This is a genomic window from Streptomyces umbrinus (genome assembly GCF_030817415.1).
Classification (GTDB): domain Bacteria; phylum Actinomycetota; class Actinomycetes; order Streptomycetales; family Streptomycetaceae; genus Streptomyces; species Streptomyces umbrinus_A.
Genome location: NZ_JAUSZI010000002.1, coordinates 11,202,881 through 11,229,873, shown reverse-complemented (window position 1 = coordinate 11,229,873; position 26,993 = coordinate 11,202,881). Strand labels below are relative to the sequence as shown.

Sequence of the window (26,993 nt, the reverse complement as noted above, 5' to 3'; positions counted from 1 at the left end):
CACCGGAGCAGGCACAGGAACAGGGAGCGACACCGTGAGCACACCAGGAGCCGAACCGACCCAGGAGGGTTCCCTGCTCCTGGACGACCAGCTCTGCTTCGCCCTCTATGCGGCCTCACGCGCGGTCACCGCCCGCTACCGGCCCCTGCTGGACGAACTCGGACTGACCTATCCGCAGTACCTGGTCATGCTCGTGCTGTGGGAACAGGACCAGATCTCCGTACGGGACCTGGGCAACGCTCTCCAGTTGGAGTCCAGCACCCTCTCCCCGCTCCTCAAGCGCCTGGAGGCGAACGGCCTGCTGCGGCGCGAGCGCCGGGCGGAGGACGAGCGCTCCGTCGCCCTGCACCTCACCGACCCGGGAGCCCGGCTCCGGGAACGGGCGGGCACCGTCCCCCTGGCCATAGGCGACGCCATGGGCCTGACCCCCGAACAGGACGCCACGGCAAAGCAGTTGCTCCGCCTGCTCACAACAAACGTCACCCGCTGAGGACACCCCGCGCCCCATAAGGGGCGCGGGGAACTGCGCGCCCAGCCCCCACCAGGCCGCGGACGAACAACCGCCCTGCCAGCGAAGCGCTACCGCACTACTGGCGCGCCCACTTCTGATTCGCGCCCCCACCACACGCCCAGAGAACGACCTTCGTACCGTTGGCGGTAGCCGCGTCGTAGGCATCGAGGCACAGCCCGGCATTCACATTGGTCACCGTCCCGTCGGCGTTCACGTTCCACTTCTGGTTGTTGCCGCCGTTGCAGTCCCAGATGACGACCTTCGTGCCGTTGGTCGTCCCCGCCTGGTAGGCGTCGAGGCACTTGTTGCCGTAGACCACGAGTTCCTTGCGCGCGGTGTACGTCCAGGACTGGTTGACGCCACCCGCGCAGTCCCACAGCTGGGCCTGGGTGCCGTTGGTGATGGTGTTGTTGTCGACGTCGAGGCAGCGGCTGGACTGCTGTCCCGTGAACTGGGTGCCGTTGGTGCCGGGCAGCGGCCGTACCTCGATCGCGTCCAGATCGGGCGTCCAGGCGGAGGCGTTGGAGAACGTCAGGGTGTTGGCCGAGCCCTTGGTCAGGGACACCTCGACCGAGACGGTGCCGGGCGTGGTCCAGGAGCCGGTCGGCGGGAAGGAGACCTTGGTGGCCGTCTGCCCGTTGACCTGGAGGACCGCCGTGCGGGCCGCGCTGTCGCCGTTGGTGTAGGCGATGTCGACGGCCTTGGTGCCCGTGTCGGCCGCCGATACGCCGTTGAACCGCAGGGTGTTGGCCGCGCCGTTGCCGACACCGCCCACCTTGGTGCCACCGGAGCAGTTGGCACACGTGGCGTCGGCCGCCGAGCCGCCCTTGGTGTTGCCGGAGGCCTCGGCCTCGTACGTGGCGCTCGCCGCCTCGCCGGCGCCGGTGACCGTGAGCATCACCGAGTCCTTGGCGGGGACGTTGACCGTGTAGCTCGTACCGAAACTGCCCACGTTGGCCCGCGTCCAGAGGTTGCGGACCGTCGCGGACGCGTTGGTCAGGCCCAGGTCGGACCAGCGAACGGTCATGCTCTGCGCGCTGGAGGTGCGGTTGAGCAGGACGACGGCACGCTTGCCGGTGCCGGACAGGACCTTGCCGTACGTCTGCAGGCCCGAAGCGTCCTCGGCGACCTTGACGCCCTGGAGGCCGCGCGGGTCCTGGTCGACCGCGATGACCTCGGGGTTCTTCAGGATGTTCGCCGACTCGGTGCTCATGGTCGCGAGGTTGTTGCCGGCGAGGAGCGGTGCCCCGGAGACGGCCCAGAGGTTCATGTGGCTGCGGTTCTGGGCGGCGGTGAAGCCGTCCATGCCGACCATCAGCATGTCCGGGTCGTTGTAGTAGCCCGTGTGCTGGGCGGTGGGGTGCACGTTGGTGTCGAAGTTGGTCAGCATGCTGTCCCACGACGGCGAGTTGCCGTGGAAGATGATGTCGGTGTTGGTCCGCCACAGGGCGGCCATGCCCGCGCCCCAGTTCCAGGGGTTCTGCTTGCCCCAGTTGCAGATCGACAGGGTCAGTGGCCGTCCGGTGGTGGCCGTCGCCTTCGCGGCCGCGTCACTGATGGCCTGGTACGTGGTCCTGGCGTCGAGGCCTTCGACGTCGCCGCCGCACCAGTCGACCTTGACGTAGTCGAAGCCCCACTTCGAGAACTGGAGCATGTCCTGCTCGTAGTGGCCCTCGCTGCCGCTGCCCGGGGCGGCGGGACGGCCGGTCGGGAAGTAGTAGCCGCAGCCGTCCCTGCCCGCGTCGGTGTAGATGCCGGCCTTGAGGCCCTTGCTGTGGATGTAGTCGGCGATGGCGGTCATGCCGCCGGGCCACTCGGACTCGTCGATCGTGATGTTGCCCGCGCTGTCGCGGGTGCCCTGCCACCAGCCCTCGTCGAGGTTGATGTACTTGTAGCCGGCCGCCGGCAGGCCTGCCGCGACGAACGCGTCGACCTGCGTCTTGATGACGTTGTAGTCGATCTTCGCGGCGAAGGTGTTCCAGGAGGCCCAGCCCATCGGCGCCGACGGCACCGGAATCTGATTCGACGTCACCGCGACCGGCTGCACCCGGTCGAGATCGGCGGACCCCTGCCCCTGGAGACCGGCCAGGGCGCCGGCGGCCAGGGCGAGAACGGCGGCGCGGACAACGACGGCTCGGCACAGGCGTCTTGCGCGGGGGGCGAACTGCTGAAAAGGCATGGGGGTTCCTTCCGGGGGCGCGGCAACCCAGCACACACGAGTGGTCGACATATCGAACGCTGCACGAGTTGTCGAACCGATGGGACGCCGAAGCTAGGCCCGCACCACACGGAAGTCAACGGATCGTCACCACTGGATTTCCATCAGTCGCACCCGCCCCGGGGGACGACACCCGCGACAGGCACCCGCCGCGCCAAATTAACCGGAGGCGAACGCGCCGGAAGCGTTGACGTGCCCCCACCCCAAACCTATGTTTTGGTCGAACTTCCGCACACCGTACGGTATTTCGAACTTCTCCGACGTCCGTACACCCGTCGCACGGTCCCGACCCCCGCGCAGAGACGAGGAACGCATGGCCCCCGCCCTCCCCAGACGGAGACTCCTCCAGGCCGCACTGTTCGCCACGGCGACCCCGGCGTTCTCGTATGCCGCAGGAGGCGGTTCGGCCGCGGCCGCCACGCTGCCCGCGCCCTCCGCCTGGACGCTCCGGCCGTTCGAGCTCAAGGACGTGAAGGTCGGTCAGGGCGTCTTCGCCGCCAAGCGTCAGCTGATGCTCGACCACGGCCGCGGCTACAACGTGAACCGGCTGCTCCAGGTGTTCCGCGCCAACGCCGGGCTCTCCACCGGCGGCGCGGTCGCCCCCGGCGGCTGGGAGGGCCTGGACGGTGAGGCCAACGGCAATCTCCGCGGCCACTACACCGGCCACTTCCTGACCATGCTGTCCCAGGCGTACGCGAGCACCGGCGACCAGGTCTACGCCGACAGGATCCGCACCATGATCGGCGCTCTGACCGACGTGCGCGCGGCCCTGCGCAAGGATCCGGCGGTGCTCAGCGCCACCGGGAAGTTCGGCACCGCCGCGGAGAACGTGCGGGGCTCCTACCAGTACGTCAGCCTGCCGGCCTCCGTGCTGAACGGCTCCGCGACGATCACCCTGTCTGCCTGGGTGAAGCCCACCCACGGCGCCAACTGGACCCGGGTCTTCGACTTCGGCAACAACAACACCCGGTACATGTACCTGGCCGCCCGCAACGCGAGCGGCGTACCGCGCTTCGCCATCTCGGCCAACGGGCCCGGCGGGGAGCAGGGACTCAACGGCACCGCCGCGCTGCCGCTGAACCAGTGGAGCCACCTGGCGGTCACCATCTCGGGCAGCACCGGCACCCTCTACGTCAACGGCACCTCCGTCGCCCAGAACACGTCGATGACGCTCAACCCGTCGTCGCTGGGCGCCCTGACGAACAACTGGCTCGGCCGCTCGAACTTCGACGACCCGGTGTTCGCGGGCGTCTACGACGAGTTCAACGTCTGGTCGCGGGCGCTGACGGCGGCTGAGATCACGTCCTTGCAGAGCAACCGCGCCGCCGCCTCCTCGGCGGGCCGCGGCACCCTGGCCTCGTACACCTTCGACGAGACCACGGGGGGCACCTTCGCCGACGCCTCGGGCCGTGGGCTGACCGCGACGCTGCGCCGTACTTGGGGCGGGCCGAGCCACGTGGGCTTCCTCGCCGCCTATCCGGAGACGCAGTTCATCGACCTGGAGTCGCGGACCAGCCCGGACTACACCAAGGTGTGGGCCCCCTACTACACCGCGCACAAGATCCTCAAGGGCCTGCTGGACGCCTACCTCGCCACGGACGACGCGCGGGCGCTCGACCTCGCGTCCGGCATGTGCGACTGGATGTACTCCCGGCTGTCCAAACTGCCCGAGGCCACATTGCAGCGCATGTGGGGCATCTTCTCCAGCGGGGAGTTCGGCGGCATCGTCGAGACGATCGTCGACCTGTACACGATCACCGGCAAGGCCGACCATCTCGCGCTGGCCAGGCTGTTCGACCTCGACAAGCTCATCGACGCCTGCGCCGCGAACACCGACACGCTCGACGGGCTGCACGCCAACCAGCACATCCCCATCTTCACCGGCCTGATCCGGCTGTACGACGCGACGGGCGAGGCCCGCTACCTCACCGCCGCGAAGAACTTCTGGGGCATGGTCGTGCCCCACCGCATGTACGGCATCGGCGGGACCAGCACGGCCGAGTTCTGGAAGGCGCGCGGGGTCGTCGCGGGCACGATCAGCGACACCACCGCCGAGTCGTGCTGCGCGTACAACCTGCTCAAGCTCAGCCGGATGCTGTTCTTCCACGAGCAGGACCCGAAGTACATGGACTACTACGAGCGGGCCCTCTACAACCAGGTCCTCGGCTCCAAGCAGGACAAGGCCGACGCGGAGAAGCCGCTCGTCACCTATTTCATAGGCCTGACGCCCGGTCATGTCCGGGACTACACCCCCAAGCAGGGCACCACGTGCTGCGAGGGCACGGGCATGGAGAGCGCCACCAAGTACCAGGACTCGGTGTACTTCAAGAAGGCCGACGGGAGCGCGCTGTACGTCAACCTCTACAGCCCGACCACCCTGACCTGGTCCGAGAAGGGCGTCACGGTCACGCAGACCACCGACTACCCGAGGGAGCAGGGCTCCACCCTCACCTTCGGCGGCGGCAGCGCGGCCTTCGAGCTGCGGCTGCGCGTGCCGTCCTGGGCGACGAGCGGCTTCCGGGTGACGGTCAACGGCAGCGCGGTGAGCGGGACTCCGGTCGCCGGGAGCTACTTCGCCGTCTCACGGACCTGGCGAAGCGGTGACGTCGTGAAGGTCGCCATCCCCTTCCGGGCCCGGGTCGAGAAGGCCCTCGACGACTCGGGACTGCAGACGCTGTTCTACGGTCCGGTCAACCTGGTCGCCCGCAACTCCGGTACGGGCTACCTGCAGTTCGGCCTCTTCCGCAACGCCGCGCTCTCCGGCGATCTGCTGCCGAGCCTCTCCCCCGTGTCGGGCAAGCCGCTCCACTACACGCTGAACGGCACGGAGTTCGCCCCGTTCTTCGAGGGCACCGAGGACCCCACCCACGCCTACTTCCGACGCTCCGAGCCCAAGGTGGTCTTCGGCACCACCGACTCCGGCGTCACCAACCCGGCCAAGTCCGATGGCACGACACTCCTGGACGAGATCTGGGCAGGAGCTCCCTTCAGCACCAAGGCCGCCCTGGTCTCGCGCGTGCAGAGCACGGTGAACTCCTGGGTGTCGGCGGGCCTTCTCGGTCAGGCCGACGGCCAGAAGGTGGTGTCCACGGCGCAGAACGCCTCGTACGTGTCCTGATGCCCTGGCCGTTCGTGGCCCGACGTCCCGGGCTCCGCGGAACCGGGCGCGTATCGCGGTCGTGGGACGATCGGGCCATGCTGCTGGAGACCCCCAGGCTCGTACTGCGCCGATTCCGTGCCGAGGACGCGGCGCCGCTGGCCGCGTACCGGTCGGATCCGCTGGTGGCCCGCTACCAGAGCTGGACCGCACCGGTGCCGCTCGACTCGGCGGCGCGGATGGTGCGGGGCATGGCCGCGGGGTCGCCCGAGGAACCGGGATGGTTCCAGTACGCGATCGAGCTCAAGGCCGACCGCTGTCTGGTGGGGGACGTCGGGGTCTGCCTGCACGAGAACCGCATGCAGGCAGAGCTCGGCTTCACCCTGGCGGGCGACCGGCAGGGGCACGGCTACGCCACGGAGGCCGTACGAGCTGTCCTCGGCGATCTCTTCGAGCGCCGAGGACTGCACCGCGTCTCCGCCGAGTGCGACGCGCGCAACGACCGATCGGCCCGGCTGCTGCGACGGGTCGGCTTCGTCCAGGAAGGCCTTCTCCGCCAGGCCAGTTGGCTCAAGGACGAGTGGACGGACGACCTGCTGTTCGGACTGCTGGCCTCGGACTGGCAGTCGCCCGAAGGGCCATAGTCCGGTCTGTCACGCGTCCCCCGCCGCGTACACCCGGCGGCCGTCGACGAACGTCTGGAGCACCCGCGTGGCGGCGATCTCCTCCGGCGGCCCGGCGAAGGGGTCCCGGTCCAGGACGACCAGGTCGGCGACCCTGCCGACCGTGATGCTGCCTGTGGTGTCGTCGAGGTGGTTGGCGTGGGCGCTGCCTGCGGTGTACGCGGCGACGGCGGCGCCGAGGTCGATCCTCTGGTCCGGCAGGAACGCAGGAGTGGCCTCGGGTGCGTCGGGGGCGACGCGGTTGACGGCGACATGGAGGGCCGCCAGGGGGTCCGGGCTGCTGACCGGCCAGTCGCTGCCCGCGGCGAGGGTGGCTCCGGCGCGCAGGAGGTCGCCGAACGGGTACTGCCACGCGGCCCGTTCGGGGCCGAGGAACGGGATGGTGAGTTCGTCCATCTGCGGTTCGTGGGCGGCCCACAGCGCCTGGAGGTTGGCGGTCGCGCCCAGTGCACGGAAGCGCGGTACGTCCTCGGGGTGGACGACCTGGAGGTGGGCGAGGTGGTGGCGGGTGTCGCGCCACCCGTTGGCCGCACGTGCCGCCTCCACGGCGTCCAGCGCCTCACGCACCGCCCGGTCTCCGAGCGCGTGGAAGTGGACCTGGAAGCCGAGCGCGTCGAGTTCGGTGACGTACTTCTTCAGCTCGTCCGGCTCGACGAAGCTGAGGCCGGAGTTCTCGGAGGCGCAGCCGCAGCCGGTGAGACACGGGCCCAGCAGGGCGGCGGTGTGGTTCTCGGCGATGCCGTCCTGCATGACCTTCACGCTGGTGGCCCGGAACCGCCCGCGGCTCGACTCCTCCCTGCGGGCCGCGAGTTCGGGGATCTGCTCGCCGCCGCGGCTCCGGTCCCACCACAGCGCGCCGACGACCCGGGCGGTGAGCAGGCCGCGGTCGACGGCCTCGTGATAGGCGGGCGTCGGATCGGTCATGTTGGCGAACTCGCCGACGATGGCGTCCTGCCAGGCGGTGACCCCGTACGAGTGCAGGACCGACTGGGCCCGCAGCAGCGCGGCGAGTTGTTCCTCTGGGGTGCGGTCGGGCATCAGGCGGGACACCAGGTGGGCCGCGCCTTCCTGGAGCATGCCGGTGGGATTGCCGTCGGCGTCCCGCTCGATGCGTCCGTCGGACGGGTCGGGGGTGCGGGCGTCGATGCCGGCCCGTTCCAGGGCACGGGAGTTGACCCAGGCGCCGTGGTGGTCTCGGTTGGGCAGGAACACGGGCCGGTCGGGGACGACGGTGTCGAGCAGGGCGGCGGTAGGTGTGCCGCCGGGGAAGGCCTCCATGGACCAGCCGCCCCCGGTGATCCACTCGGCGTCCGGGTGCTCGTCTGCGTACGCCCTCACCCGCCGGAGGTACTCCTGCGGGTCGACGGTGTCGTTCAGGTGGCACAGGCCCAGTTCGGTGCCCGCGCCCTGGGGGTGGACGTGGGCGTCCTGGAAGCCGGGCAGCAGCAGCCGTCCCGCGAGGTCGACGACCTCGGTACCGGTGCCGATGAGCTCATGGACCTCGTCGTGGCCGACGGCGACGATCCGCCCGCCGCGCACGGCCACGGCGGTGGCCCGGCTGCGCGCGGCGTCGACGGTGTGGACGGGTCCACCGGTGAGGACGAGGTCGGCGGCCTGGGGGTGGGACATGGGTTCAACGCTCCAGAGGAGAAGGGGTCAGACGGCGGTGCGGTCCATCGGGAGGGCGAGCGCGTCGGCGTCGGTGCCGCGCCCGGTGGTGAAGTACGGCGAGCGGCGGGCGTACTTGGCGACGGCCGCCATGACGAGCCCGCTCAGCACGATGGTGGCGGGCAGGGAGAGCATGAACCAGCCGTTGTCGGGGCTGAGTTCGATGTGGTCGGTCATGGTCAGGTACGAGTATCCGAGGTAGCCGCCGAGGCCGAGCAGGACCAGCCCGGAGGCGGCCGGCACGCCGACGGCGAGCAGTGCCTCGCGGGGCCCGTCGTGCCGGGCGGCGCGGAAGCGGACGGCGCAGGCGAGTGCGGTGAGGCCGTAGTAGAGGGCGACGACGAGACCGATGGCGTTGACGGCGGCCAGCAGCATGTCGCTCAGCTTGGGGATGGCCATGGCGAGCAGGGCGATGGCGGCGGCGATCGACATGACGACGAGGGTTCCGGCGGCGGGCGTGCCGTACTTGGGGTGGATACGGGTCCACACCCGGCCCATCGTGCGGTCGCGGCCCATGGCGAGCAGTCCGCGTGCGGTGGGGATGACGGAGGACTGGACGGAGGCGACGGCCGAGAACATCAGGGCGAGCAGCGGGAGGCTGGCCCAGGGTTCGGCGGCGAGCTTGGCGCCTAGATACGGGAGGGCCTGCGGACCGTTCTCAATGAGTTCGGGCAGGCTCATCTCCCGCTGGAAGGCGACCGAGGCGAAGATGAAGAGCCCGAGCATCGCGAACAGGGCGATGAATCCGCCGCGGGCCGAGTCGCCGGGGCTCCTGGTCTCCTCCGTGACGCTGAACGCCGCGTCCCAGCCCCAGAAGAAGAACACCGCGAGGACCATGCCCTGCGCGAAGGCCGTGCCGCTGGAGATCTCGAAGGGGTTGAACCACGCCCAGGAGAAGTCCTGGTGGCCGGTGACCAGGGCCCAGGTGCAGAAGACCAGCAGGACGGCGTACTCGAAGACCAGCAGGCCGAACTGGAGCCGGGTGGCGCTGCGCACCCCGGTGATCGCGAGGACGGTGACGGCGGCGAGGACGACCAGACCGACGCCCGTGCTCACGGCGGTGGACGTCGGGTCGAGTGCGATCCCGGCGAGGGAGTCCAGGCCGGCCTTGTTGGCGAAGATCAGCACCACCGAGCCGGTCACCGCGCTGGTGTAGGCGAGGAAGATGATCGAGCCGACGAGGGTGACCCAGCCGGCCAGGAAGCCGGGCCAGGGGCCGAGGGACTTGCCGACCCAGGTGTAGCCGTTTCCGCAGTTGGGTTCCGAGCGGTTGAGGCGGGCGAAGGCCGTGGCGATGCCGAGGACGGGCAGGAACGCCAGGAGCAGCAGGGCCGGGGCCTGGAGACCGACGATCGTGCCGATGGCGCCCATGCCGATGGCGATGCTGGTGGTGGCCGCCGTGCTGGATGCGGCGATGGCGACCCCGTCGACGACGCCGAGCGAGCGGCGCAGTTCGGCGGGCGGGCGGTCCGGGGCGGGCTTGCCGGGAGCGAGGGAGGACATCAGGGCTCCTCACGAGGAGGGAGAGGGACGGGAGGAAGAGCCGTGTGGGGGATGCGAAGGATGGAACAACGGCCGCACACCTTGCGTCAATGCTGTTGACATAAGACCGCAGTGGGCCGTTCACTGAGCGTGCACAGGCCCGTCGACCGTGCGAAGGGATCCGCCCTCATGCCCACCCGCGCCCCGCAGGAACGCCGACGCCGCCGCCCGACCGCCTCGGGCGTCGTGCTGTCCAAGGAGCTCATCACCGAGACCGCGCTGCGGCTGATCGGCGAGCACGGTCCGGAGGCGCTGAGCGTGCGCCGCCTCGGCGCGGCCCTCGGGTGCGACCCGAGCGCGCTGTACCGCTACTTCCGCAACACCGACGATCTGTTGCTGGCCGTCTCCGACCGGATCATCGGGGATGCCATGGCCGGCTTCGTCCCGGGTCCCGACTGGGTCGCCTCGCTGCGCGAGATGGCGATGCGGGTGCGGGCCGGCTATCTCGCCCATCCGCGCGCGGCGGCCATGGCCTCGTACCGCATCACCCGTCGTGAGCACGAGTTCCACGCCGTGGAGACCGGTGTGGGTCTGCTGCTGTCCGCCGGATTCCAGCCCGCCCAGGCCGTCCGTCTCTACCTGGCCTTCATCGACACCGTCCTCGGTCACGCGGCGCTGGACGCCGCGTGTTGCGCACTCCCCCGGCAGGAGCGCGAGGCCGACGAGCGGGCGTGGACGCAGGCCTACCAGTCGGTCGACCCGGAGTCCTATCCCGCGCTGAGCAAGGTGCGGGGCGAGCTGCACGCCATGGCCGAGAGCTCTTTCGAACCGGCCGTGGACCTGCTGCTCGACGCGCTGACGGCCCGGGCCTCGGCCCTTCGCACGCGGACGTGAACCGCTCCCCCGAGGCGCACTGTCGCACTCCGGACGGAGCGGTCATGCTTGCCCCGACCAGTCGGAACGAGCGATCGACGGAGCCCGTATGACGACGGACAGGGACACGCAGGTCGAGGTGAAGCCGGTCGCGGGGCACATCGGCGCGGAGATCACGGGCGTCGACCTGGCCGGGGACCTGGACGACGCGGTGGTCGCCGGGATCCGGGCGGCGGTGCTGCGCTGGAAGGTCGTGTTCTTCCGGGGGCAGCGCCTGGACCACTCCTCGCATGTCGCGTTCGCCCGGCGGTTCGGCGAACCGGTCCGCCTCGGCAAACGCGGCAGCGCGTCACCCCCGGACTTCCCGGAGGTCGAGACGACGGCCGACCGGCTGGAACTCGGCGGCCGCTACGGCATGGACCACGACGAATGGCTGCGCAGGCGCCGGCACTCGCTGCTGCGCGGCTGGCACTGCGACCACGGCGCCCGCGTCGATCCGCCGGCCGCGACCATCCTGCGCGCGGAGGACGTGCCCTCGTACGGCGGCGACACCACCTGGGCCAACCTGGCGGCCGCCTACGCCGGGCTGTCGGCGCCCCTGCGCGACTTCCTCGACGGGCTGCGCGCGGAGCACCGGCTGGGGGTCGGTTATCAGCCACGGCCCGGCGAGGACGCGTACGTACGGCATCTGCTGGACCGGCAGATCGCCTCCGACCATCCGCTGGTGCGGGTCCACCCGGAGACGGGCGAGCGGGTGCTGTTCGTCAACGGCTACTACGTCGAGCAGATCCTGGGACTGTCCCGCATGGAGAGCGCGCCGCTGCTGGAGATGCTCCTCGGTCAGGCGACCCGGCCCGAGTACACCGTGCGGTTCCGCTGGGAGCCGGGGAGCGTGGCCTTCTGGGACAACAGGGCCACCATCCACCTGGCCCCCAGCGACACGACACACCTCGATCATCCCCGGGTCATGCACCGGGTGATGCTCGCGGGCGACGTCCCGGTCGGCGTGGACGGCAAACCGTCGGCACCGATCGTGGGGAGCGAACCGCAGCGCTGGTGAGAACGACGGGCCGGGCGAGTCCGCTGGGCTCAGCCGGCCTTGGCCTGGGCCGAGATGCCACCGTCCACCGGCATCGCCACACCGGTGACGAACGACGAGCGGTCGCTGCACATCCAGGCCGCCGCCTCGGCGATCTCGCGGGGCGACGCCATGCGCTTCTGGATCTGCGGGGCGATGAACGCCTGCTCCAGGTCCGGGTACTGCCGCACGGCCTCCTCGATCATCTCGCTGCGTGTCGTACCGACGACGAGCGCGTTGACGCGGATGCCCTGGTCCCCGTACTCGGCCGCCGCCGCGCGGGTGATCCCCAGGATGGCGTGCTTGGACGCGACATACGGGACGGAGGCTCCGGTCGCGTAACGGCCCGCCGTACTGCTGGTGTTGACGATGGAACCGCCCTTGCCCGACGCGAGCATCACGGGCAACTGGTGCTTCATGCAGTTCCACACGCCCCGGACGTTGACGTCCATCGTGCGGTCGTACACCTCGTCGTCGGTCTCGTGCAGGAGGGTGCCGACGGTGGCGTAACCCGCGTTGTTGAAAGCGGAGTCGAGCCCGCCGAAGTGTTCCACCGCCGCCTCGACGGCGCGGCGGACGTCGGCCGCGACGGCGACATCGCCCGGAACCGCGAGCGCCCGCCCGCCGGCCGCGCCGATCTCCTCCACGAGCGTGTTCAACCGCTCCGCGCGGCGGGCCGTCAGGACGACCGCCGCGCCCTCCTCCGCGAACAGACGTGCCGCGGCCTCGCCGATACCGCTGGAACCCCCCGTGATCATGACCACCTGGCCTGCGAGCAGGCCCTGGTGGCTCCCCTGTGTGATCTCTTGTCCGGTCATCGGGCGAGCATACGCATCACGACGTCGGCCGCAGCAGGAGCGAATCAGCCCCTCCGCTCAGCCCTTCCGGCTGCTGAGCCGCCGCCAGACGAGGTCGATGAGCCACGCGTTGGCCATGGCGGACGCGCCGAGTACGGCGTACAGCCAGGCCGTCGATGCGTCCGGTACCGCCAGGATCAGCAGGCTGGTCGGGGCCGTGAAGAGGATCGGGATCACCGCGGCGAAGGAGGCGTCACCCGTGGGCTGCGACGACACGACGGCCAGCCAGACGATCAGCGCGGCGGACACCGCGAGATACAGCCGAGCGGGCCAGGTGCCGAAGGGAGCGCTGAGCTTCTGGACCCCGGTGACTGAACTCATCGTGCTTGCTCCCTCGTACGAGAGGTTCCGGCCACTCCGGCTCCCCGCTGCGGTCCAGTCTCTTCGGCCGGGTCCGGTGAGGCATGAGTTCACATACTCAGGTCGGCGGGGTGCGTACTCACCCACGCGCACCTCCGGTATCGCGCCCGACGGAGAGGAACGCGCGGTGTCGCTGTTGCGACATGTCCCACCTGTGCCACCGGAATCGAGTGACATGGCATTCCGTACCACCGGATTCTGTCCAGCGCATGAACTTCTTCGCGCGTACGACGGAAGGCACGGGACTGATGAGACGGATCCGCCTGGCGGCGGCGATATCGACAGGGCTCGCCCTGGCTGCCGGCGCCGTGGCGCCGGTTGCCGCCGGCACCGGCACGGGGCCCACGGCGACAGCGGCGGCCGACGCTCCCGCGCCGAAGAACCTCGGCACCGTGCGGCTGATCACGGGTGACCGGGTGACCGTGGGCACCGACGCCGAAGGGCGGCGGACCGCCTCGGTCACTCCCGGTGCCGGGCGGCGGCACATCCTCTTCAGGACCTACGAACAGGACGGGCGTCTGACGGTCCTGCCATCCGACGCCGGGGACCTGGTCTCGGCGGGGCGCCTGGACCGGAAGCTGTTCGACGTGAGCGCACTGCTCGCCCAGCGGTACGACGAGGCGCACAGCGACGCGCTCCCACTGATCGTGGCGGGAGCCGACGGCGCGGCGGCGTCCGCCGTGCGGCGGCTGACCGTCCTCGCCGAGGACGGCTCGCCGGTCCGACGGCTGGACAGTATCGGCGCGCGGTCGGTGCGGGTCGCCGAGGAGGATCTCGGTCGGTTCTGGAAGCAACTCGCCCCGGACGACGGCCCGGTGAGCGCCGCACGGGCCGCCGGCACTCCTCGGGTGTGGCTCGACGGCCGGGTGAACGCCACGCTGGACCGCAGTGTCCCGCAGATCGGCGCGCCCGCCGTGTGGAAGGCCGGCTATCGCGGCGAGTCGGTCAAGGTCGCCGTGCTGGACACCGGCGCGGACCAGTCCCATCCGGATCTGGCCGGACGGATCGCCGAGGCCAAGGACTTCTCGGGCAGCTCCGGTACCGGGGACGCCTTCGGGCACGGCACACATGTCGCGTCGATCGTCGGAGGCAGCGGAGCCGCGTCCGGTGGCGGACGCAAGGGGGTGGCGCCCGGCGCCGACCTGCTCGTCGGCAAGGTTCTCGGGGACGACGGCTACGGCACCGAGTCCCAGGTGATCGCCGGAATGGAGTGGGCGGCGGACGCGGGCGCCAAGGTCGTCAACATGAGTCTGGGCTCGGACAGTCCGAGCGACGGCACGGACCCGATGAGCCTCGCGCTGAACGAACTCACCGAGCGCACGGGCGCGTTGTTCGTCGTCGCGGCGGGCAACAACGGCGAGCAGGGCACGGGCACCATCGGCTCCCCCGGTGCCGCGGACGCCGCCCTCACCGTCGGCGCGGTCGACCGGAACGGCGGCCTCGCCCCGTTCTCCAGCCGCGGTCCACGGGCCGGTGACGACGCGGTCAAGCCCGATCTGACGGCGCCCGGCGTCGGCATCGTCGCGGCCCGCGCGGCCGGGACGACGATGGGCGACCCGGTCGACGCACACCATGTGGCGGCCTCGGGTACGTCCATGGCCTCCCCGCACGTGGCGGGCGCCGCGGCGTTGCTCGCCCAGCGGCATCCCGGCTGGAGCGCGGCCCGGTTGAAGGACGCGCTCGTCAGCACGGCCCGTACGGCCACCGGCCGGCAGGTCACCGAGCAGGGCGGCGGCCTCGTCGACGTCGAAGCAGCGGCCCTGGGGCCGGTCACCGCCACGGGCACCGTCGCGCTGGGTCCGTTCGAGACCGGCGGCGGCAACACCCGTACGACGCAGATGCGTTACACGAACACCTCCGACGCCGACATCACGCTCGCGCTCACCACCCGGCTGGCCACGGCGGGAGGCCGGGCGCCGGCGGAGGGAGCGGTACGGCTCGGCTCCGCCTCCGTCCGCGTACCGGCCGGCGCCACCGCCGAGGTTCCGCTGACGGTCGATCCGGCCCGTGCCCAGCAGGGCGACTACTACGGGTACGTGACCGCGGCCTCCGCGAACGGGAAGGTCACCGTGCACACCACGGTGAGCCTCGTCGTGCAGGGGCCCGTGCACCGGCTCACCGTCAAGACCGTCGACCACAAGGGCAAGCCCGTCGAGGCCCTGCCGACCATCTGGGGTGCCGACGGCTTCGTGGGCTACACCGGCACCGACCCGGCCGTCGCCGAAGTCGAGGAGGGCACCTACCAGTTGGACTACTCGTCCCTGGACCCGGCCGCCGACGGGCAGGAGTTGCGGCATGTGGTCGTGCCGGAGGTGAAGGTCACCAAGGACATGTCCGTCACGCTGGACGCGCGCAGGACCACCCTGGTCGACATCCGCACGCCCCGGCCGGCCGAGCAGCGCGGCATCCTCAGCTACCAGACGTACCGGAAGATCGACGGGCACAGTCTGCTCCAGGGGACGATGTACTTCGACGTCGGCAGGCGTCTGTACGTGAGTCCGACCTCCGCCGTCACCGACGGCACCTTCGAGTTCGCCTCGCGCTGGCAGTTCGTCGCGCCGCTCCTCGACATGGCGGTGTCGGGCGGCAAGGGCGGTACGGATTCGGTGGACGCCTACTACATGCCTTCCTCTCCCCTCTTCGACGACAAGGGAACGCGCCTGACCGCGGTCGACGCGGGTGACGCCACCGCGCCCGACTTCCGCCGGGCCCGCGGCAAGCTTGCGGTCATCACCAACGAACAGGGCCTCAACGAACGGGACTTGGCAGAGCAGGCGGCAGCCGCCGGTGTCCGGGGCATCGTGCTGGTCCACTTCAGCGACATCGCGTGGACCCGCTGGCATCCGGAGGGCGACCGCTGGGGCGTACCGACCGTCAGGATCGGCGCGAGCGCGGGAGCCGCTCTGCTGAAGCGGATCGGCAAGGGGCACACCACGGTGAAGTTCACCGGCACCGCGCGCAGCCCGTATCTGTACGACGTCATGCAGGTGTCGTCGCAGCGGATTCCGGAGAAGGTCGTGCACACGGTGTCCGAGCGCAACAGCGCGGTCGTACGGGCCAGGTACGCCGACAACGGCGGCGCCCCGTGGGCCAGTGAGCAGCGCTTCGCCCGGCGGCCGTACCAGGACACCGCCTGGCTGCAGTACACCCGTTATGTACCTACCGGCTTCGATCGGACCGAGTACGTGAGCTCCGGAGACACCGCCTGGCAGCATTTCGTGCACCACGAGACCACGTTCGACGTGGACACACCGCTGCGCGTCGGCATGGCGGACGCACCGCGCACGTACCGGGCGGGCGAGCGGCCGAGCGACACCTGGCAGGGAGCCGTCGTCCGGCCGTCCATCCCGCGCGGCACCACGACTCCGTCCGTGCGCAGGGGTGACGTACTGAGCCTGCGGATCCCGGAGTTCACCGACTCGCAGTCAGGTCACCGCTCGCGGCTGCTCGCGGGCGGCGGCGGGATCGGCACCTCGGGCGGGGCGAAGGCGGCGCAGGGCGACTCGGCCGCCGCCGTGCTGTACCGCAACGGCCGGAAGACCGGGGAGGCCGACAGCGCCTGGACGGACTTCGAGGTCCCGTCCGGGGCGGCCGACTACCGGCTGGATCTCACCACCTCGCGCGTGTCGCAGGAGTGGGCGTACGGGACCGGCACCGAGACGTCCTGGTCGTTCCGCTCGGGCGGCACCGGCAGCACGGACGCGGCGACAACGCTGCCGTTGCTCCAACTCGACTACGACGTACCGGTCGACGCGTACAACGCCGTGCGTTCCGGCCGCACGCACACCGTCGGGCTGTCGGTCCGCGCCCAGGACGCGCTGGCCGCACCGCGCGGGGTGAGCGTCCAGGTCGAGGCCTCGTACGACGACGGCGGGAGCTGGAGCCGGGCCGAGGTGAAGGACCGCGGGCACAACGTGTTCGAGGCTGCCGTCAGGAAGCCGTCGCGGGTACGCGGCGACGCGTACGTGACACTGAGAGTGACGGCGCGCGACGCCGCGGGCAACTCGGTGCGGCAGACCGTGCAGCGGGCCTACCTGCACCGCGGATAGGCACTGCGTGCACATCCGGGGGTGAGCGGGCACAGGACGGCCCGCTCACCCTCACCGCCTGTAACACCCGTGCAGTACGGTGTTCGAACATTGAAGCCGGTCGGTCTCGGGGAGGGGCGCTTTGGCGCTGGAGGCGGCAGGGGTGTCGGAGGCCGAGGAGTCCGTCTACCGGCATCTGGTGACGGCGGGTCAGGCCTCGGCCGGTGACGTCGCCGCGCGCACCGGGCTGAGCCGGGCCGAGGCCGAGCGGGTCCTCGACGCGCTGGCCGTCAAGGGCATGGCGAGCCACACCGATGTACTGCCCCGGCACTTCCGGGCCACTCCCCCGGACGTGGCGCTGATGCCCCGGCTGAAGCGGAACGCCGACGCGCTCGACCTCGCCCGGGCCGAGGCCACCAGCCTGCTGCAGGTGTACCGCGACACGATGCGCCGCCGGGACGCCAGCGAGCTGATCGAGGTCATCACCGGCGCGGAAGCGCTGCGTCAGCATCTGCGCCAGATCCAGGCCAGCGCCCAGGACGAGATGCTCTGGTTCTGCAAGGCCCAGTACGTGGCGATGCCGTCGGGCAGCAACAGCTCGGAGTTCGAGGCCCTGGCGCGCGGCGTGCGCTACCGGGTGCTGTACGAGAAGGCCTTCTTCGACGACGAGGGAGCCGTTGACAACGTTGTTGCGGGCGTCCGCGCAGGTGAGGTCGCCCGTGCGGTTCCGCATCTGCCGCTGCGCCTCGCGGTCGCGGACCGTGCCATCGCGGTCTGCCCGCTCGTGCCCGGCGGCCCCCAGGGCAGCCCGGACGAACCCACCGCCGCACTCGTACGGGACAGCAATCTGCTCGCCGCTCTCATCGCCCTGTTCGAGCGCTACTGGGAGGACGCCGTCCCGCTGGACGTCGACGACTCGGGCACGGTCGCCGGGACGGACGGGGTCGGCGGCCCCGACCCGCTCTCCGCGATCGACCGGCGGCTGCTCGCTCTCCTGGTGGCGGGCGTCGCCGACAAGGCGGTGGCGACCCAACTGGGCCTGAGCCGCCGCACGGTGCAGCGCCACATCCAGCGCATGATGGAACTCGCCGGCGCGGCGACCCGTATGCAGCTGGCCTGGCAGGCCGCGCGCCGGGGATGGCTGTGACGGCTGCCCGGACGGTTGGGCGACAGGGCGGGAAGTGGCCAAAGTGGCTGACGGAAGCCGTGTTGCCACCAGGTAAAGGCCCATGTGATCCGCCGCGCCCGGCAATGGACGCAACAGACGCCCGCTGACCGTATTTCGGACAACGATCTCCGCAGTGGTGACAGTCGCTCCTCGCACTGAAACGATCCAGTGACCGCACGGTCGCCACTCGCACTTCTCCCGCCGGGGGCGTCCCGCCCTCCGGCTCCACACCCTGACGGGCTGTCATCACACAGTCGGACACTAGGAGTTGCAGCAGTGACGGACACCTTCCGTACGCCCCGGGCAGCGTCGTCGCCCCAGAATCCGCCGCCATCCCGACGTCACGCCTCCGTTCGCTCGCGCACGGCGACGGTCGCGGTCACCGCGATGGTCGCGCTTCTCGGTTCGGCCCTTCCCGCCTGGAGCTCCGAGCCCGTGGCCGCCCGCGCGGATCGGGCACCCCGGCAGATCGAGGCGGAGCCCAGACCCGGCGCCAGATCCGTCGGGCTTTCCCCCGTACAGCGGAAGAAGATGCTTACGGCGGCGGCTGACTCCCGTACGGCCACGGCCCGTTCCCTCAAACTGGGCAAGCTGGAGAAGCTGATACCGAAGGACGTCATCAAGGACGCCGACGGAACTGTGCACACCCGCTACGAGCGCACGTTCGCCGGGCTGCCCGTACTCGGCGGCGACCTGGTGATCCACGACCGCGGCGGCACCCGTACCGTCTCCAGGTCGTCGCGCACGACGATCTCCGTACCGACCACGAAGGCCTCCGTACCGGCCGCGAAGGCGGAGAAGTCGGCGCTCGACGCGGCCGAGTCGAAGAAGACGGACCAGGCCACACCGGAAGGGTCCCCGCGGCTCACCGTCTGGGCGGGAGGCGGGGCCGCCGAACCGGTGCTCGCCTGGGAGACCGTCGTCACCGGCGTGCGGGAGGACGGCACTCCGAGCAGTCTGCGGGTCGTGACCGATGCCAGGAGCGGCGCGCGGCTCGGGAGTTTCGAGCAGGTCCACTCCGGCACCGGCGTGAGCCAGTACAGCGGCACGGTGCAGGTCGGCTCCGTACGCGGCGATGACCTCTATCAGCTGACCGATCCCCAGCGCGGCGGGCACGCGACGTACGACGTGAGCGCGGGCGGGCTCGGCACGCTCCTGACGGATGACAACGATGTCTGGGGCGACGGGACGCCCGCCGACCGGCAGACGGCGGCCGTGGACGCCGCCTACGGCGCGCAGAAGACCTGGGACTTCTACCACGACCGGTTCGGCCGCAACGGCATAGCCGACGACGGTGTCGGCGCCCGTTCCCGGGTGCATTTCGGCGACGGATACGCCAACGCCTTCTGGGACGACCTCTGTTTCTGCATGACCTACGGCGACGGCCTGGATGACGCCCGGCCACTCACCGAACTGGACATCGCCGCCCACGAGATGACCCATGGCGTCACCTCCGCCACCGCGGACCTCACGTACTCCGGTGAATCCGGCGGACTGAACGAGGCCACCAGCGACATCATGGGCACCGCCGTGGAGTTCTTCGCCAACAGCGCCAAGGACGTGCCGGACTACCGGATCGGCGAACTGGCCGATGTACGTGGCACCGGAAAACCCCTGCGGTACATGGACGAGCCCTCCAAGGACGCCTCCGTCAAGGGCACTTCGCAGGACCACTGGACCGCGCAGACCCGCAAGCTGGACCCGCACTTCAGCTCCGGCGTGGCCAACCACTTCTTCTACCTGCTCGCCGAGGGCAGCGGGAAGAAGACCGTCAACGGCATCGCCTACGACAGCCCCACGCACGACGGCCTGCCGGTCGCGGGTCTGGGCCTGCACAACGCCACCAACGTCTGGTACCGGGCTCTGACCCGCTACATGACCAGCAGCACCGACTACGCGGGGGCCCGCACCGCCACACTCCAGGCGGCCGCCGATCTGTTCGGCATGTCCAGCGACGCGTACGAGACCGTCGGCAACGCCTGGGCGGCCGTCAACGTCGGCCCCCGCTACGTCAACCACATCGCCGCGAAGACACCCTCCACCCAGGACTCCGCGGTCGGTCAGCCGACCAGCCGTCCGATCGAGGCGACGAGCACACGACCGGGCGCCCTGACGTACTCCGCCACGGGCCTGCCGGACGGCTTGTCCATCGACTCCGCCACCGGGCTCGTCTCCGGCACCCCGACGAGGGCCGGCACCTTCACGGCCGCCGTCGCCATCAGAAACTCCGCCGCGGAGACCCGTACACTGCCCTTCACCTGGAAGGTACTGGCCTCCGGCGGCGACCACTTCGTCAACCCCGCCCGATTCGACATCCCCAACTGGCGAACCATCGAGTCGCCGATCACCGTCACCGGCCGCGAAGGCAACGCCTCCAGCGATCTCAAGGTCACCGTCGACCTGATCCACGACTTCATCGGCGGCCAGGTCATCCATCTGATCGGCGAGGACGGCACGACGCTGCTCGTGAAGGACTTCGTCTGGGACACGGGCTCCGAACTGCACGCGACCTTCACGGTCGACGCGTCGGCGATCCCCGCCAACGGCACGTGGAAACTGCGCGTCACGGACAACACACCCGGCATCTTCACCGTCGACCCGGGTTATCTCGACAGTTGGAGCCTCACCTTCTGAGCCACCGTGTCCGAGGCACCGCCGCGCCCGGAAGCCGACCGGGCGCGGCGGAGGCCCTCGATGACAGAGCAGGGCCGTGGCAGCCTCCAGAACCGGTGAGCCGCACTGACGGGACCTACGCGCCCGAGTCGAAAGTCCCGTACCGGGGCAGGCCCGTCGTCTCGTAGATCTGGGACGTCACTCCGCCCGGCGTCGTCTCGCTGTGCAGGAGCCGCAGCCCGGACGGCTCGCCGTTCTCCGGAAACAGCCGGCGGCCGCTGCCCACGACCACCGGCGCGATCATCAGGCGTACCTCGTCGACCAGCCCGGCGGCCAGCAGGGACGCGCCCAGGCGAGCGCTGCCGTGGATCTGCAGCTCGCGGCCGGGCAGCCGCTTCAACTCGGCGACCTGGGCCGGTACGTCTCCGGAGAGGATGGTGGACGGGTCCCAGTCGGCCGTGGTCAGGCTGTGCGAGGCCACGTACTTCGGCAGGCCGTTGAGCTTGGTGCCGATCGGGTCGTCCGGGTCGTTCATCTTCGGCCAGTCCCTGGCGAAGTTGACGTAGGTGCGACGGCCGAACAGGAACGCGTCCGCCTCGTCGAGCCAGCTTGTGACGATCCTCATGTACGCGTCGTCCAGGTGCGGCACGAGCCAGCCTCCCCGTGTGAACCCGTCGCTGGTGTCCTCCTCCGGGGAGCCGGGGCCCTGCGCCACGCCGTCCAGCGACAGGAACTCCTGCAGAATCAGTCTCACGGTGCACTGCCCTTCCTCGGTTCGAGGCGCTCGCCGCCTCCCGCCAGTACCGACTGTGCGCCGCGCCGGAACTCATCGGCTCCTGACACGCTCATCGAGGTATTTGCCGCGCCGGCGATGTCTGCCTCTGCCACGGGCCGCCGTCACCGTTCGGCGGGCACGCGGGGAACGCCCGGCGACACGGACCGCCCGCGCACCCAGCCGTACATCACCACCGAGCACACCGCCGCGAACGCGCACCACGTCGAGACGAACTCCAGCTCCCACAGCGCCCAGCAGACCACCGCGCCGACGGCGATCAGGACGCCCAGCAGCACAAGGATCCGGTCGCCGGAGAGCAGCAGCGAGCCGACCGTGGCCAGCAGGTAGCCCGCCACGAGGAGTTCGGCGTGAGGCAGATCGATGGCGTATCCGACGGTGTGGCCACGGATGTCGGCGGTCACGGAGTGGGTGGCGAGGTTGTACGAGAGGGTCGCCGCGGTGGCGAGACCGGCGGCGAGCGGGATGATCAGCCGGTGCCGGGCACGCGGCGGCGTCGCGCACAGCACGGCCACCGGTACCCACAGCGCGAGCAGCGGAAGCGCCATCGCCGCCCAGGCGACGGTGGCGGGCCCCGTGCCTCCTCCGGAACGCCAGACCAGGGACTCGACCGCCTGGTGGGCCCCGAGCAGCAACGGCAGCCCGGCCAGCGGAAGGTCACCGACCCTGCGGGTCCGCGCCACACAGGCGACTCCGACGGCGGCGATGCCGCAGCCCGCCACGAGATCGGCCGTCGCGCTCCAGCACATCACGCCACCAGGTGTTTCGTCTCACGGGTCCGGCCTTGCGGTGGCCACGGTACGGCCCGGCCCGGCGGCGCCCTCGCTGACACGACCGTCATGCCCCTGACCGCGGCAGGGCCGGCGACAGGACCGTCGGCGGACCGGCGGCAGAGGGATTGCCGAGGTCAGTAAGCGCTCTCTAGACTCGCGTGCGATGAACTCGGAAAGCTCGGTGGACGACTCCTTCTTCGACTACTGCCCCTGGGACTTCGTCCTTCGCGCGTCCGACGAGCAGCGCGCCGCGCAGGCAGCGCTTCAGAAGCGACTCGCGGCCGGCGGCGCGAGTTTCGGCCCGCGCACCTACGTCTCCCCCGCCGCCGGGGTGTTCACCGACGTCCTGCGTCTGGGCGAGAACTCCTACATCGCCGGGCACGCGTACGTCACCGGCGAAGTGACGGCGGGCGCCGACTGCACGGTCAATCCGTACGCCACCGTGCGGGGCCTCGTCACCCTCGGGGACGGTGTGCGGATCGGGGCCCACAGCTCCCTGCTCGGCTTCAACCACGGATTCGCGCCCGACCGGCCCGTGCACCGGCAACCCCTCACCAGGAAGGGCATCACGGTCGGCGACGACGTGTGGATCGGCTCGAACGTCGTCGTCCTCGACGGGGTGACGATCGGCGACCACTGTGTGGTGGGCGCGGGCGCCGTCGTGACCAAGGATCTGCCGCCGTGGACGGTCGCCGCCGGGAACCCGGCCCGCCCGCTCCGGGACCGCCGCGGTCAGGGGTCCGCTTCCGCCGGGAGCCCGGTGCCGGCAGGCGGCCTGGGGGACGCCGTCGCCCGGTTCGCGGACCGGGCCCGGAGCCAGGCCACCGACCTTCTCGCCCGCAGTTGGAACGCGGACACCGGCCGCTACGGCGACCGGCCCGGCGCGCCCGGGACCGTCCGCGCGCACTGCGACGCCGTCGAGATCGCCGATCTCCTCCTGTGCTCGCATCCACCGCAGCTGTCCGCCGCCGAACACGCCGAGCGGCTGCGCGCACTGCAGGACCCCGACAGCGGACTCGTGCCCGAACTCGCCGCGGACGGCGGTCCCGGTGTGCTGCCCGCCCCGGCGTCGGACGGCTGGATCGACGACGGCACCGCGGAGTACCACGTGCTGTCCGTGGGCTACGCGCTGGACCTGCTGGGCTCCCGTTTCGCCCACCCGGTCCACGTCGTACGGCGCATGACGGCCGATCGGCTCGTCGCGCGCCTGGACTCGCTGCCGTGGCGGACCCGGGCGTGGTCGGCCGGTGCGTGGGTGGACTGCTGGGCGACCGGCGCGCACCGCAACCTGGAACTGGGCTCCGAGGCGGGAGCGCCCGGCACGTCGGAGGCGCTGTTCGGCTGGCTGGGCACCCGGGTGGATCCCTGGACGGGGATGTGGGGCGAGGCCGCCTCTCCCGCGGCGGGCCGGCTGCAACTGGTCAACGGCTACTACCGCCTGACGCGGGGCTCGTTCGCGCAGTTCGGGCTGCAAGTGCCGTATCCGGAACGGGTGGTGGACACCGTCCTGGCCCACGGCGGTGATCCGCGCTGGTTCGCGGCGGGCCGTCAGAACGCGTGCAACGTGCTGGACGTGGCGCACCCGTTGTGGCTCGCCGGGCAGCAGACCCGCCACCGTGCGGCCGAGGCGCGGGCCTGGGCCGGGGAACAGCTGGCCCAGGCGCTGGAGCACTGGCGGGACGGCGCCGGTTTCGGGTTCGGCCCGCCCGGCGAGGGCGGCTCGGGTCCCGGTCGGGACCCGGGTCTCCAGGGCACCGAGATGTGGCTGGCGATCATCTGGCTGCTGGCCGATCTGGTGGGTGTGGCGGACCGGCTGGGCTACCGGCCGCGCGGCGTCCACCGCCCGGAAGCCGCCCGCTCACCCGTATCGCGGATCCCTGCTCAGCCGATTCCCGTCGACAACTCGCTGTAGTAGAAGTCGTGGTCCGATTGCACGGTCGGGCGGGTGCCGGTGTCGGCCCAGCGTGCGGCGCCCCGCTCTCCCCACACGAACAGGTAGTCGAGCTTGCGGCCGTCCTCGTAGGTCGGAAAGGCGAACGGCGGCCCGGACTCACGAGTGCCGCTCGCCTCGACGCCGTCGTACATGACGTCCAACTCCGGTGCGTCGGGCGGGGCGTTCAGGTCACCGGCGATGACGAGCGGGCCGTCCGCACCCAGCGTGTGCGAGCCGTCCGGTTTCCAGCCGCGGCGGATGAACGCGGCCTGGGCCTCCCGTTCACCGTCCTTCGTGACGCCGACGGTCAAGTGCGTGCTGCACGCGGTGACTTGGGGCCCTGAGGGGCCCTGGTCTCCGGCGGCGCGTACGACGGCACAGATGATTCCCCGCTCCCCGCCCCTGTTGTCCGGGTTGGGCAGCAGGACCGGTGGCAGGATCTTCGTGGCCGAGTGGAACAGGATGGCGTTGCCGTACGGCTGGCCGTCGACGCAGTCGGTACCGGTGTCGATGAAGGCGCTGCGCAGGCCCAACTCCCGGGCGAACCGCTCGCCTTGGGCCTTGCAGACCTCCTGGAGGCCGATGAACAGCCAGCGGTCCATGCCGCCGCGCCTGAGGTTCCTGATGGCGTCGGCTTCTTCCTTGATCCAGTCGCCGGCGTCGCCTCGATGGCCGATGTTTCCGTAGATGTTGAAGGTGCCGACGTAGTGGCCCTGGGTGACGTTCGGTCGGGCGGCCACGTCGGGTGCGGCGGCCGCGTCGGGGGTGGCACCGCTTCCCGCTGGGAGTGCCACCAGAACACACAACAGGGCCAGCACAATTGCCCTGGCCCCGCCGCGTCTCCTCGTACGACGCGTTGTCATGACATCGAAGATACCGTCGTAACCTGTGACCCGGTTGGGCCACAGTGTCAGATGTGAATGGCGCAGTCCCCCATGGCAGTTGGGCGTCAGCGCCGTCGGTAGAGCGTGATCGAGTGGCCGACGTCGTCGACCGGTGTGCTGGTGTCGAGCAGTGCGGCCAGCCGCCCGTCGGCCTTGGCCGCCGAGGAGTTGGACACGACGAGCAGCCCGTGCACCTCGCCCAGCGGGGCTTTGAGCGGGTTGGCCGCGTTGATTCCGTAGTACGCGGGCACACCCGCGCCCTTGTAGACGAGCCACACCCGCTCGCCCGGGTGGTCGCGGCGGAGGCGATCGGCGAGGCGGCCGAGGTCCTGCCCCCAGTCGACGTTCGAGTCGTGCAGCCGCAGATGGGTCTTCGAGGGCCCGCCGAACGCCTCGTTGGAGTACGGCAGGTAGTACGGAAACGTCCGCAGTGAGCTGACGGCCACGAGGCACACCAGCGCGGCCGTCACTCCGTACACCCACCGGCGGCGCAGGAGCGTCACACCGGCGGCGGCAACCGCCGCGAACATCGGTACGAAGATCGCGTACCGGACGCCGAGGTCGCGGGCGCCGTTCATGGACACGGCCAGCAGCAGGGCCGAGGGGACCAGCACGTACGGTGCCGCGGGCCGCAGCCGACGCAGCGCCAGGACCGCGACGGCGCCGGCGAGCCACAGGACGAGCATGCCGAGCGGAGTCTTCACCAGGAGCGCGGCCGGAAGGTAGTACCAGAGCGATCCCTCGTACAGCCTGCCGAACAGGAAGCCCTGCCAGATGTCGTACTCGAAGCCGAACTGGATGCGCATGCCGTCCCGGTACGCCTCCGGGAAGGGCAGCCACGCGGCGATGCGGCCGCGCATCCCGCGGATGTCCGGCACGTTCTCGGGCTGGGTCCAGTGCAACCGCGGGTCGACGACGAGGTAGGTGGCCCACACGACGGCGACCGCCACAAGGGCCATGCCGACGGCGACCGCGGCGCCCTGTGCGAGGACCCGCAGCCGTTCGCGTGCGTCGAGCCCGGGTGTCCTGCGGGCGTACCAGAACGACAGGACGGCCAGGAGCATCAGGACGGGAACCACCGCGAGCATGCTCATCTTGGTGGCCACGGCCGCGCCCAGCGCCACCCCGGCGAGCGGGAGGCAGAGGTAGGGCCGTTGCCGCGCCCGCCACAGCAGCCAGACGGAGGTGAGCAGGAAGCCGGCCGCGGGGACGTCGAGCGTGGCCAGCGATCCGTTCGCGATGACGTCCGGCGAGAACGCGTACAGGGCGAGGGCCACCAACCCGCCCGCCGGGCCGGTGAGATCGCGGGCGAACGCGAGGACCACGAGCCCGAACAGCAGCGTCAGCGCGATCATCGGGAGCCGTGCCGACAGCATGAGCCGCTCGGGGTCGTTGCCCGACTCGTACAGCAGGCTGCGCCCCAGGGCCGACTGGCTGCCGACGAAGCCGGAGTCGAGGTGCGCGTCGGTGAACACCAGCCCGGAGGCGATGATCAGCTTGCCCAGGGGCGGGTGTTCGGGGTTGTAACGGAGGCTGTGCTCCTTGAGGTAGACCTCGGCCGAGGCCACGTACACGGGCTCGTCGATGGTCGGGGTCTGTTCGACGGCCGTGGTGACCATCGCGACCGCCATCTGGGCGAGGAGCGCGACGACGGCCAGCACGTACAGCGAACGCCGGTGCCGCAGAAAGCGCTTGAGCCCATCGGATCGGCCAGGCCGCCCGCCCGTCGCCGTCGATGCGGGCAGGTCGGGCGCGGTGTGCTCGTCACCGTCGAGCCCGGTGATCCGCGGCGCGCTCATGTGGCCCACCTTCCCATCAACCCCACCCTCCGTGGCGCCCTTTCCCGACGCCGGGCCCAAGTGTTGGGCGGTCCTTAACCAATGTGACGCCTGCGGCCTCTTGGCACGCGAGTGAAAACCCGGGACTCTGAACTGCACATGTCACAAAGGGCGTTGGCCTGCGCAGGGCCGATCA

18 protein-coding genes are annotated in these 26,993 nt (G+C 70.7%); 9 read left to right on the top strand and 9 right to left on the bottom strand.

The window, feature by feature from the left end:
* The first annotated feature begins 34 nt into the window (after positions 1–34).
* The gene (locus tag QF035_RS49790) at positions 35–490 is read left to right on the top strand and encodes a MarR family winged helix-turn-helix transcriptional regulator (protein WP_307529170.1); all 456 of its coding nucleotides are present in this window, start codon (positions 35–37) and stop codon (positions 488–490) included.
* Positions 491–587: 97 nt separating this feature from the next.
* On the opposite strand, the gene QF035_RS49785 is transcribed toward QF035_RS49790, so the two are convergent.
* Positions 588–2,690 carry an RICIN domain-containing protein gene (locus QF035_RS49785; RefSeq protein WP_307529169.1) on the bottom strand — a complete coding sequence of 701 codons (2,103 nt, stop codon included), beginning with the start codon at positions 2,688–2,690 and terminating at the stop codon, positions 588–590.
* 352 nt (positions 2,691–3,042) lie between these two features.
* Between QF035_RS49785 and QF035_RS49780 the strand changes: the two genes are divergently transcribed.
* Together QF035_RS49780 and QF035_RS49775 are read left to right on the top strand one after the other, a co-directional pair.
* Positions 3,043–5,847, top strand: a complete 2,805-nt coding sequence (locus tag QF035_RS49780) for a beta-L-arabinofuranosidase domain-containing protein (RefSeq protein WP_307529167.1) — start codon at positions 3,043–3,045, stop codon at positions 5,845–5,847.
* A gap of 77 nt (positions 5,848–5,924) precedes the next feature.
* Entirely contained in the window at positions 5,925–6,470 is a 546-nt protein-coding gene (locus QF035_RS49775) for a GNAT family N-acetyltransferase (protein ID WP_307529165.1), read from the top strand.
* Positions 6,471–6,479: 9 nt separating this feature from the next.
* Here QF035_RS49775 and QF035_RS49770 read toward each other — a convergent pair whose 3' ends face one another.
* Both QF035_RS49770 and QF035_RS49765 read right to left on the bottom strand, forming a co-directional pair.
* Complete coding sequence (locus QF035_RS49770; RefSeq protein WP_307529164.1) at positions 6,480–8,138, bottom strand: amidohydrolase; 1,659 nt, start codon at positions 8,136–8,138, stop codon at positions 6,480–6,482.
* Positions 8,139–8,165: 27 nt separating this feature from the next.
* Entirely contained in the window at positions 8,166–9,680 is a 1,515-nt protein-coding gene (locus QF035_RS49765; protein WP_307529161.1) for an APC family permease, read from the bottom strand.
* A 168-nt stretch (positions 9,681–9,848) separates the two neighbouring features.
* Between QF035_RS49765 and QF035_RS49760 the strand changes: the two genes are divergently transcribed.
* The gene (locus QF035_RS49760; protein ID WP_307529159.1) at positions 9,849–10,553 is read left to right on the top strand and encodes a TetR/AcrR family transcriptional regulator; all 705 of its coding nucleotides are present in this window, start codon (positions 9,849–9,851) and stop codon (positions 10,551–10,553) included.
* 88 nt (positions 10,554–10,641) lie between these two features.
* Positions 10,642–11,592, top strand: a complete 951-nt coding sequence (locus QF035_RS49755; protein WP_307529157.1) for a TauD/TfdA dioxygenase family protein — start codon at positions 10,642–10,644, stop codon at positions 11,590–11,592.
* Positions 11,593–11,621: 29 nt separating this feature from the next.
* Here the strand turns inward: QF035_RS49755 and QF035_RS49750 are convergent, their stop codons facing one another.
* Complete coding sequence (locus QF035_RS49750; RefSeq protein WP_307529155.1) at positions 11,622–12,428, bottom strand: SDR family NAD(P)-dependent oxidoreductase; 807 nt, start codon at positions 12,426–12,428, stop codon at positions 11,622–11,624.
* 57 nt (positions 12,429–12,485) lie between these two features.
* Positions 12,486–12,788 carry an SCO4225 family membrane protein gene (locus QF035_RS49745; RefSeq protein ID WP_307529153.1) on the bottom strand — a complete coding sequence of 101 codons (303 nt, stop codon included), beginning with the start codon at positions 12,786–12,788 and terminating at the stop codon, positions 12,486–12,488.
* A gap of 287 nt (positions 12,789–13,075) precedes the next feature.
* On the opposite strand from QF035_RS49745, the gene QF035_RS49740 reads away from it, so the two are divergent.
* The 3 genes from QF035_RS49740 (at position 13,076) to QF035_RS49730 (ending at position 20,657) form a co-directional block, all read left to right on the top strand.
* Positions 13,076–16,876: a S8 family peptidase gene (locus tag QF035_RS49740; RefSeq protein WP_307531949.1), complete on the top strand. Its 3,801-nt coding sequence runs from the start codon at positions 13,076–13,078 to the stop codon at positions 16,874–16,876.
* 121 nt (positions 16,877–16,997) lie between these two features.
* A complete protein-coding gene (locus QF035_RS49735; RefSeq protein ID WP_307529151.1) occupies positions 16,998–18,002 on the top strand; it encodes a helix-turn-helix transcriptional regulator in 1,005 nt (334 codons plus the stop codon).
* Positions 18,003–18,410: 408 nt separating this feature from the next.
* Positions 18,411–20,657 carry a M4 family metallopeptidase gene (locus QF035_RS49730; protein WP_373467028.1) on the top strand — a complete coding sequence of 749 codons (2,247 nt, stop codon included), beginning with the start codon at positions 18,411–18,413 and terminating at the stop codon, positions 20,655–20,657.
* A gap of 115 nt (positions 20,658–20,772) precedes the next feature.
* Here QF035_RS49730 and QF035_RS49725 read toward each other — a convergent pair whose 3' ends face one another.
* On the bottom strand, positions 20,773–21,390 hold the full coding sequence (locus QF035_RS49725; protein WP_307529147.1) for a dihydrofolate reductase family protein: 618 nt from the start codon (positions 21,388–21,390) through the stop codon (positions 20,773–20,775).
* Between the two features lie 143 nt (positions 21,391–21,533).
* On the bottom strand, positions 21,534–22,178 hold the full coding sequence (locus QF035_RS49720; RefSeq protein ID WP_307529145.1) for a DUF6629 family protein: 645 nt from the start codon (positions 22,176–22,178) through the stop codon (positions 21,534–21,536).
* A gap of 187 nt (positions 22,179–22,365) precedes the next feature.
* On the opposite strand from QF035_RS49720, the gene QF035_RS49715 reads away from it, so the two are divergent.
* Positions 22,366–24,114 (top strand): acyltransferase, encoded by a 1,749-nt coding sequence (locus QF035_RS49715; RefSeq protein WP_307529143.1) that lies wholly within the window; start codon positions 22,366–22,368, stop codon positions 24,112–24,114.
* Here the strand turns inward: QF035_RS49715 and QF035_RS49710 are convergent.
* Positions 24,084–24,998 carry an endonuclease/exonuclease/phosphatase family protein gene (locus QF035_RS49710; protein WP_307529141.1) on the bottom strand — a complete coding sequence of 305 codons (915 nt, stop codon included), beginning with the start codon at positions 24,996–24,998 and terminating at the stop codon, positions 24,084–24,086. The genes QF035_RS49715 and QF035_RS49710 overlap by 31 nt on opposite strands.
* A gap of 86 nt (positions 24,999–25,084) precedes the next feature.
* Positions 25,085–26,818, bottom strand: a complete 1,734-nt coding sequence (locus QF035_RS49705) for a phospholipid carrier-dependent glycosyltransferase (protein ID WP_307529139.1) — start codon at positions 26,816–26,818, stop codon at positions 25,085–25,087.
* Positions 26,819–26,993: the final 175 nt, after the last annotated feature.

Excerpts from the sequence above, each read along its gene's own strand:
- QF035_RS49785 (WP_307529169.1), bottom strand. The coding sequence starts at position 2,690 with ATGCCTTTTCAGCAGTTCGCCCCCCGCGCAAGACGCCTGTGCCGAGCC.
- QF035_RS49780 (WP_307529167.1), top strand. The coding sequence starts at position 3,043 with ATGGCCCCCGCCCTCCCCAGACGGAGACTCCTCCAGGCCGCACTGTTC.
- QF035_RS49775 (WP_307529165.1), top strand. The coding sequence starts at position 5,925 with ATGCTGCTGGAGACCCCCAGGCTCGTACTGCGCCGATTCCGTGCCGAG.
- QF035_RS49770 (WP_307529164.1), bottom strand. The coding sequence starts at position 8,138 with ATGTCCCACCCCCAGGCCGCCGACCTCGTCCTCACCGGTGGACCCGTC.
- QF035_RS49765 (WP_307529161.1), bottom strand. The coding sequence starts at position 9,680 with ATGTCCTCCCTCGCTCCCGGCAAGCCCGCCCCGGACCGCCCGCCCGCC.
- QF035_RS49760 (WP_307529159.1), top strand. The coding sequence starts at position 9,849 with ATGCCCACCCGCGCCCCGCAGGAACGCCGACGCCGCCGCCCGACCGCC.
- QF035_RS49755 (WP_307529157.1), top strand. The coding sequence starts at position 10,642 with ATGACGACGGACAGGGACACGCAGGTCGAGGTGAAGCCGGTCGCGGGG.
- QF035_RS49750 (WP_307529155.1), bottom strand. The coding sequence starts at position 12,428 with ATGACCGGACAAGAGATCACACAGGGGAGCCACCAGGGCCTGCTCGCA.
- QF035_RS49745 (WP_307529153.1), bottom strand. The coding sequence starts at position 12,788 with ATGAGTTCAGTCACCGGGGTCCAGAAGCTCAGCGCTCCCTTCGGCACC.
- QF035_RS49740 (WP_307531949.1), top strand. The coding sequence starts at position 13,076 with ATGAGACGGATCCGCCTGGCGGCGGCGATATCGACAGGGCTCGCCCTG.
- QF035_RS49730 (WP_373467028.1), top strand. The coding sequence starts at position 18,411 with ATGGTCGCGCTTCTCGGTTCGGCCCTTCCCGCCTGGAGCTCCGAGCCC.
- QF035_RS49720 (WP_307529145.1), bottom strand. The coding sequence starts at position 22,178 with ATGTGCTGGAGCGCGACGGCCGATCTCGTGGCGGGCTGCGGCATCGCC.
- QF035_RS49715 (WP_307529143.1), top strand. The coding sequence starts at position 22,366 with ATGAACTCGGAAAGCTCGGTGGACGACTCCTTCTTCGACTACTGCCCC.
- QF035_RS49710 (WP_307529141.1), bottom strand. The coding sequence starts at position 24,998 with ATGACAACGCGTCGTACGAGGAGACGCGGCGGGGCCAGGGCAATTGTG.
- QF035_RS49705 (WP_307529139.1), bottom strand. The coding sequence starts at position 26,818 with ATGAGCGCGCCGCGGATCACCGGGCTCGACGGTGACGAGCACACCGCG.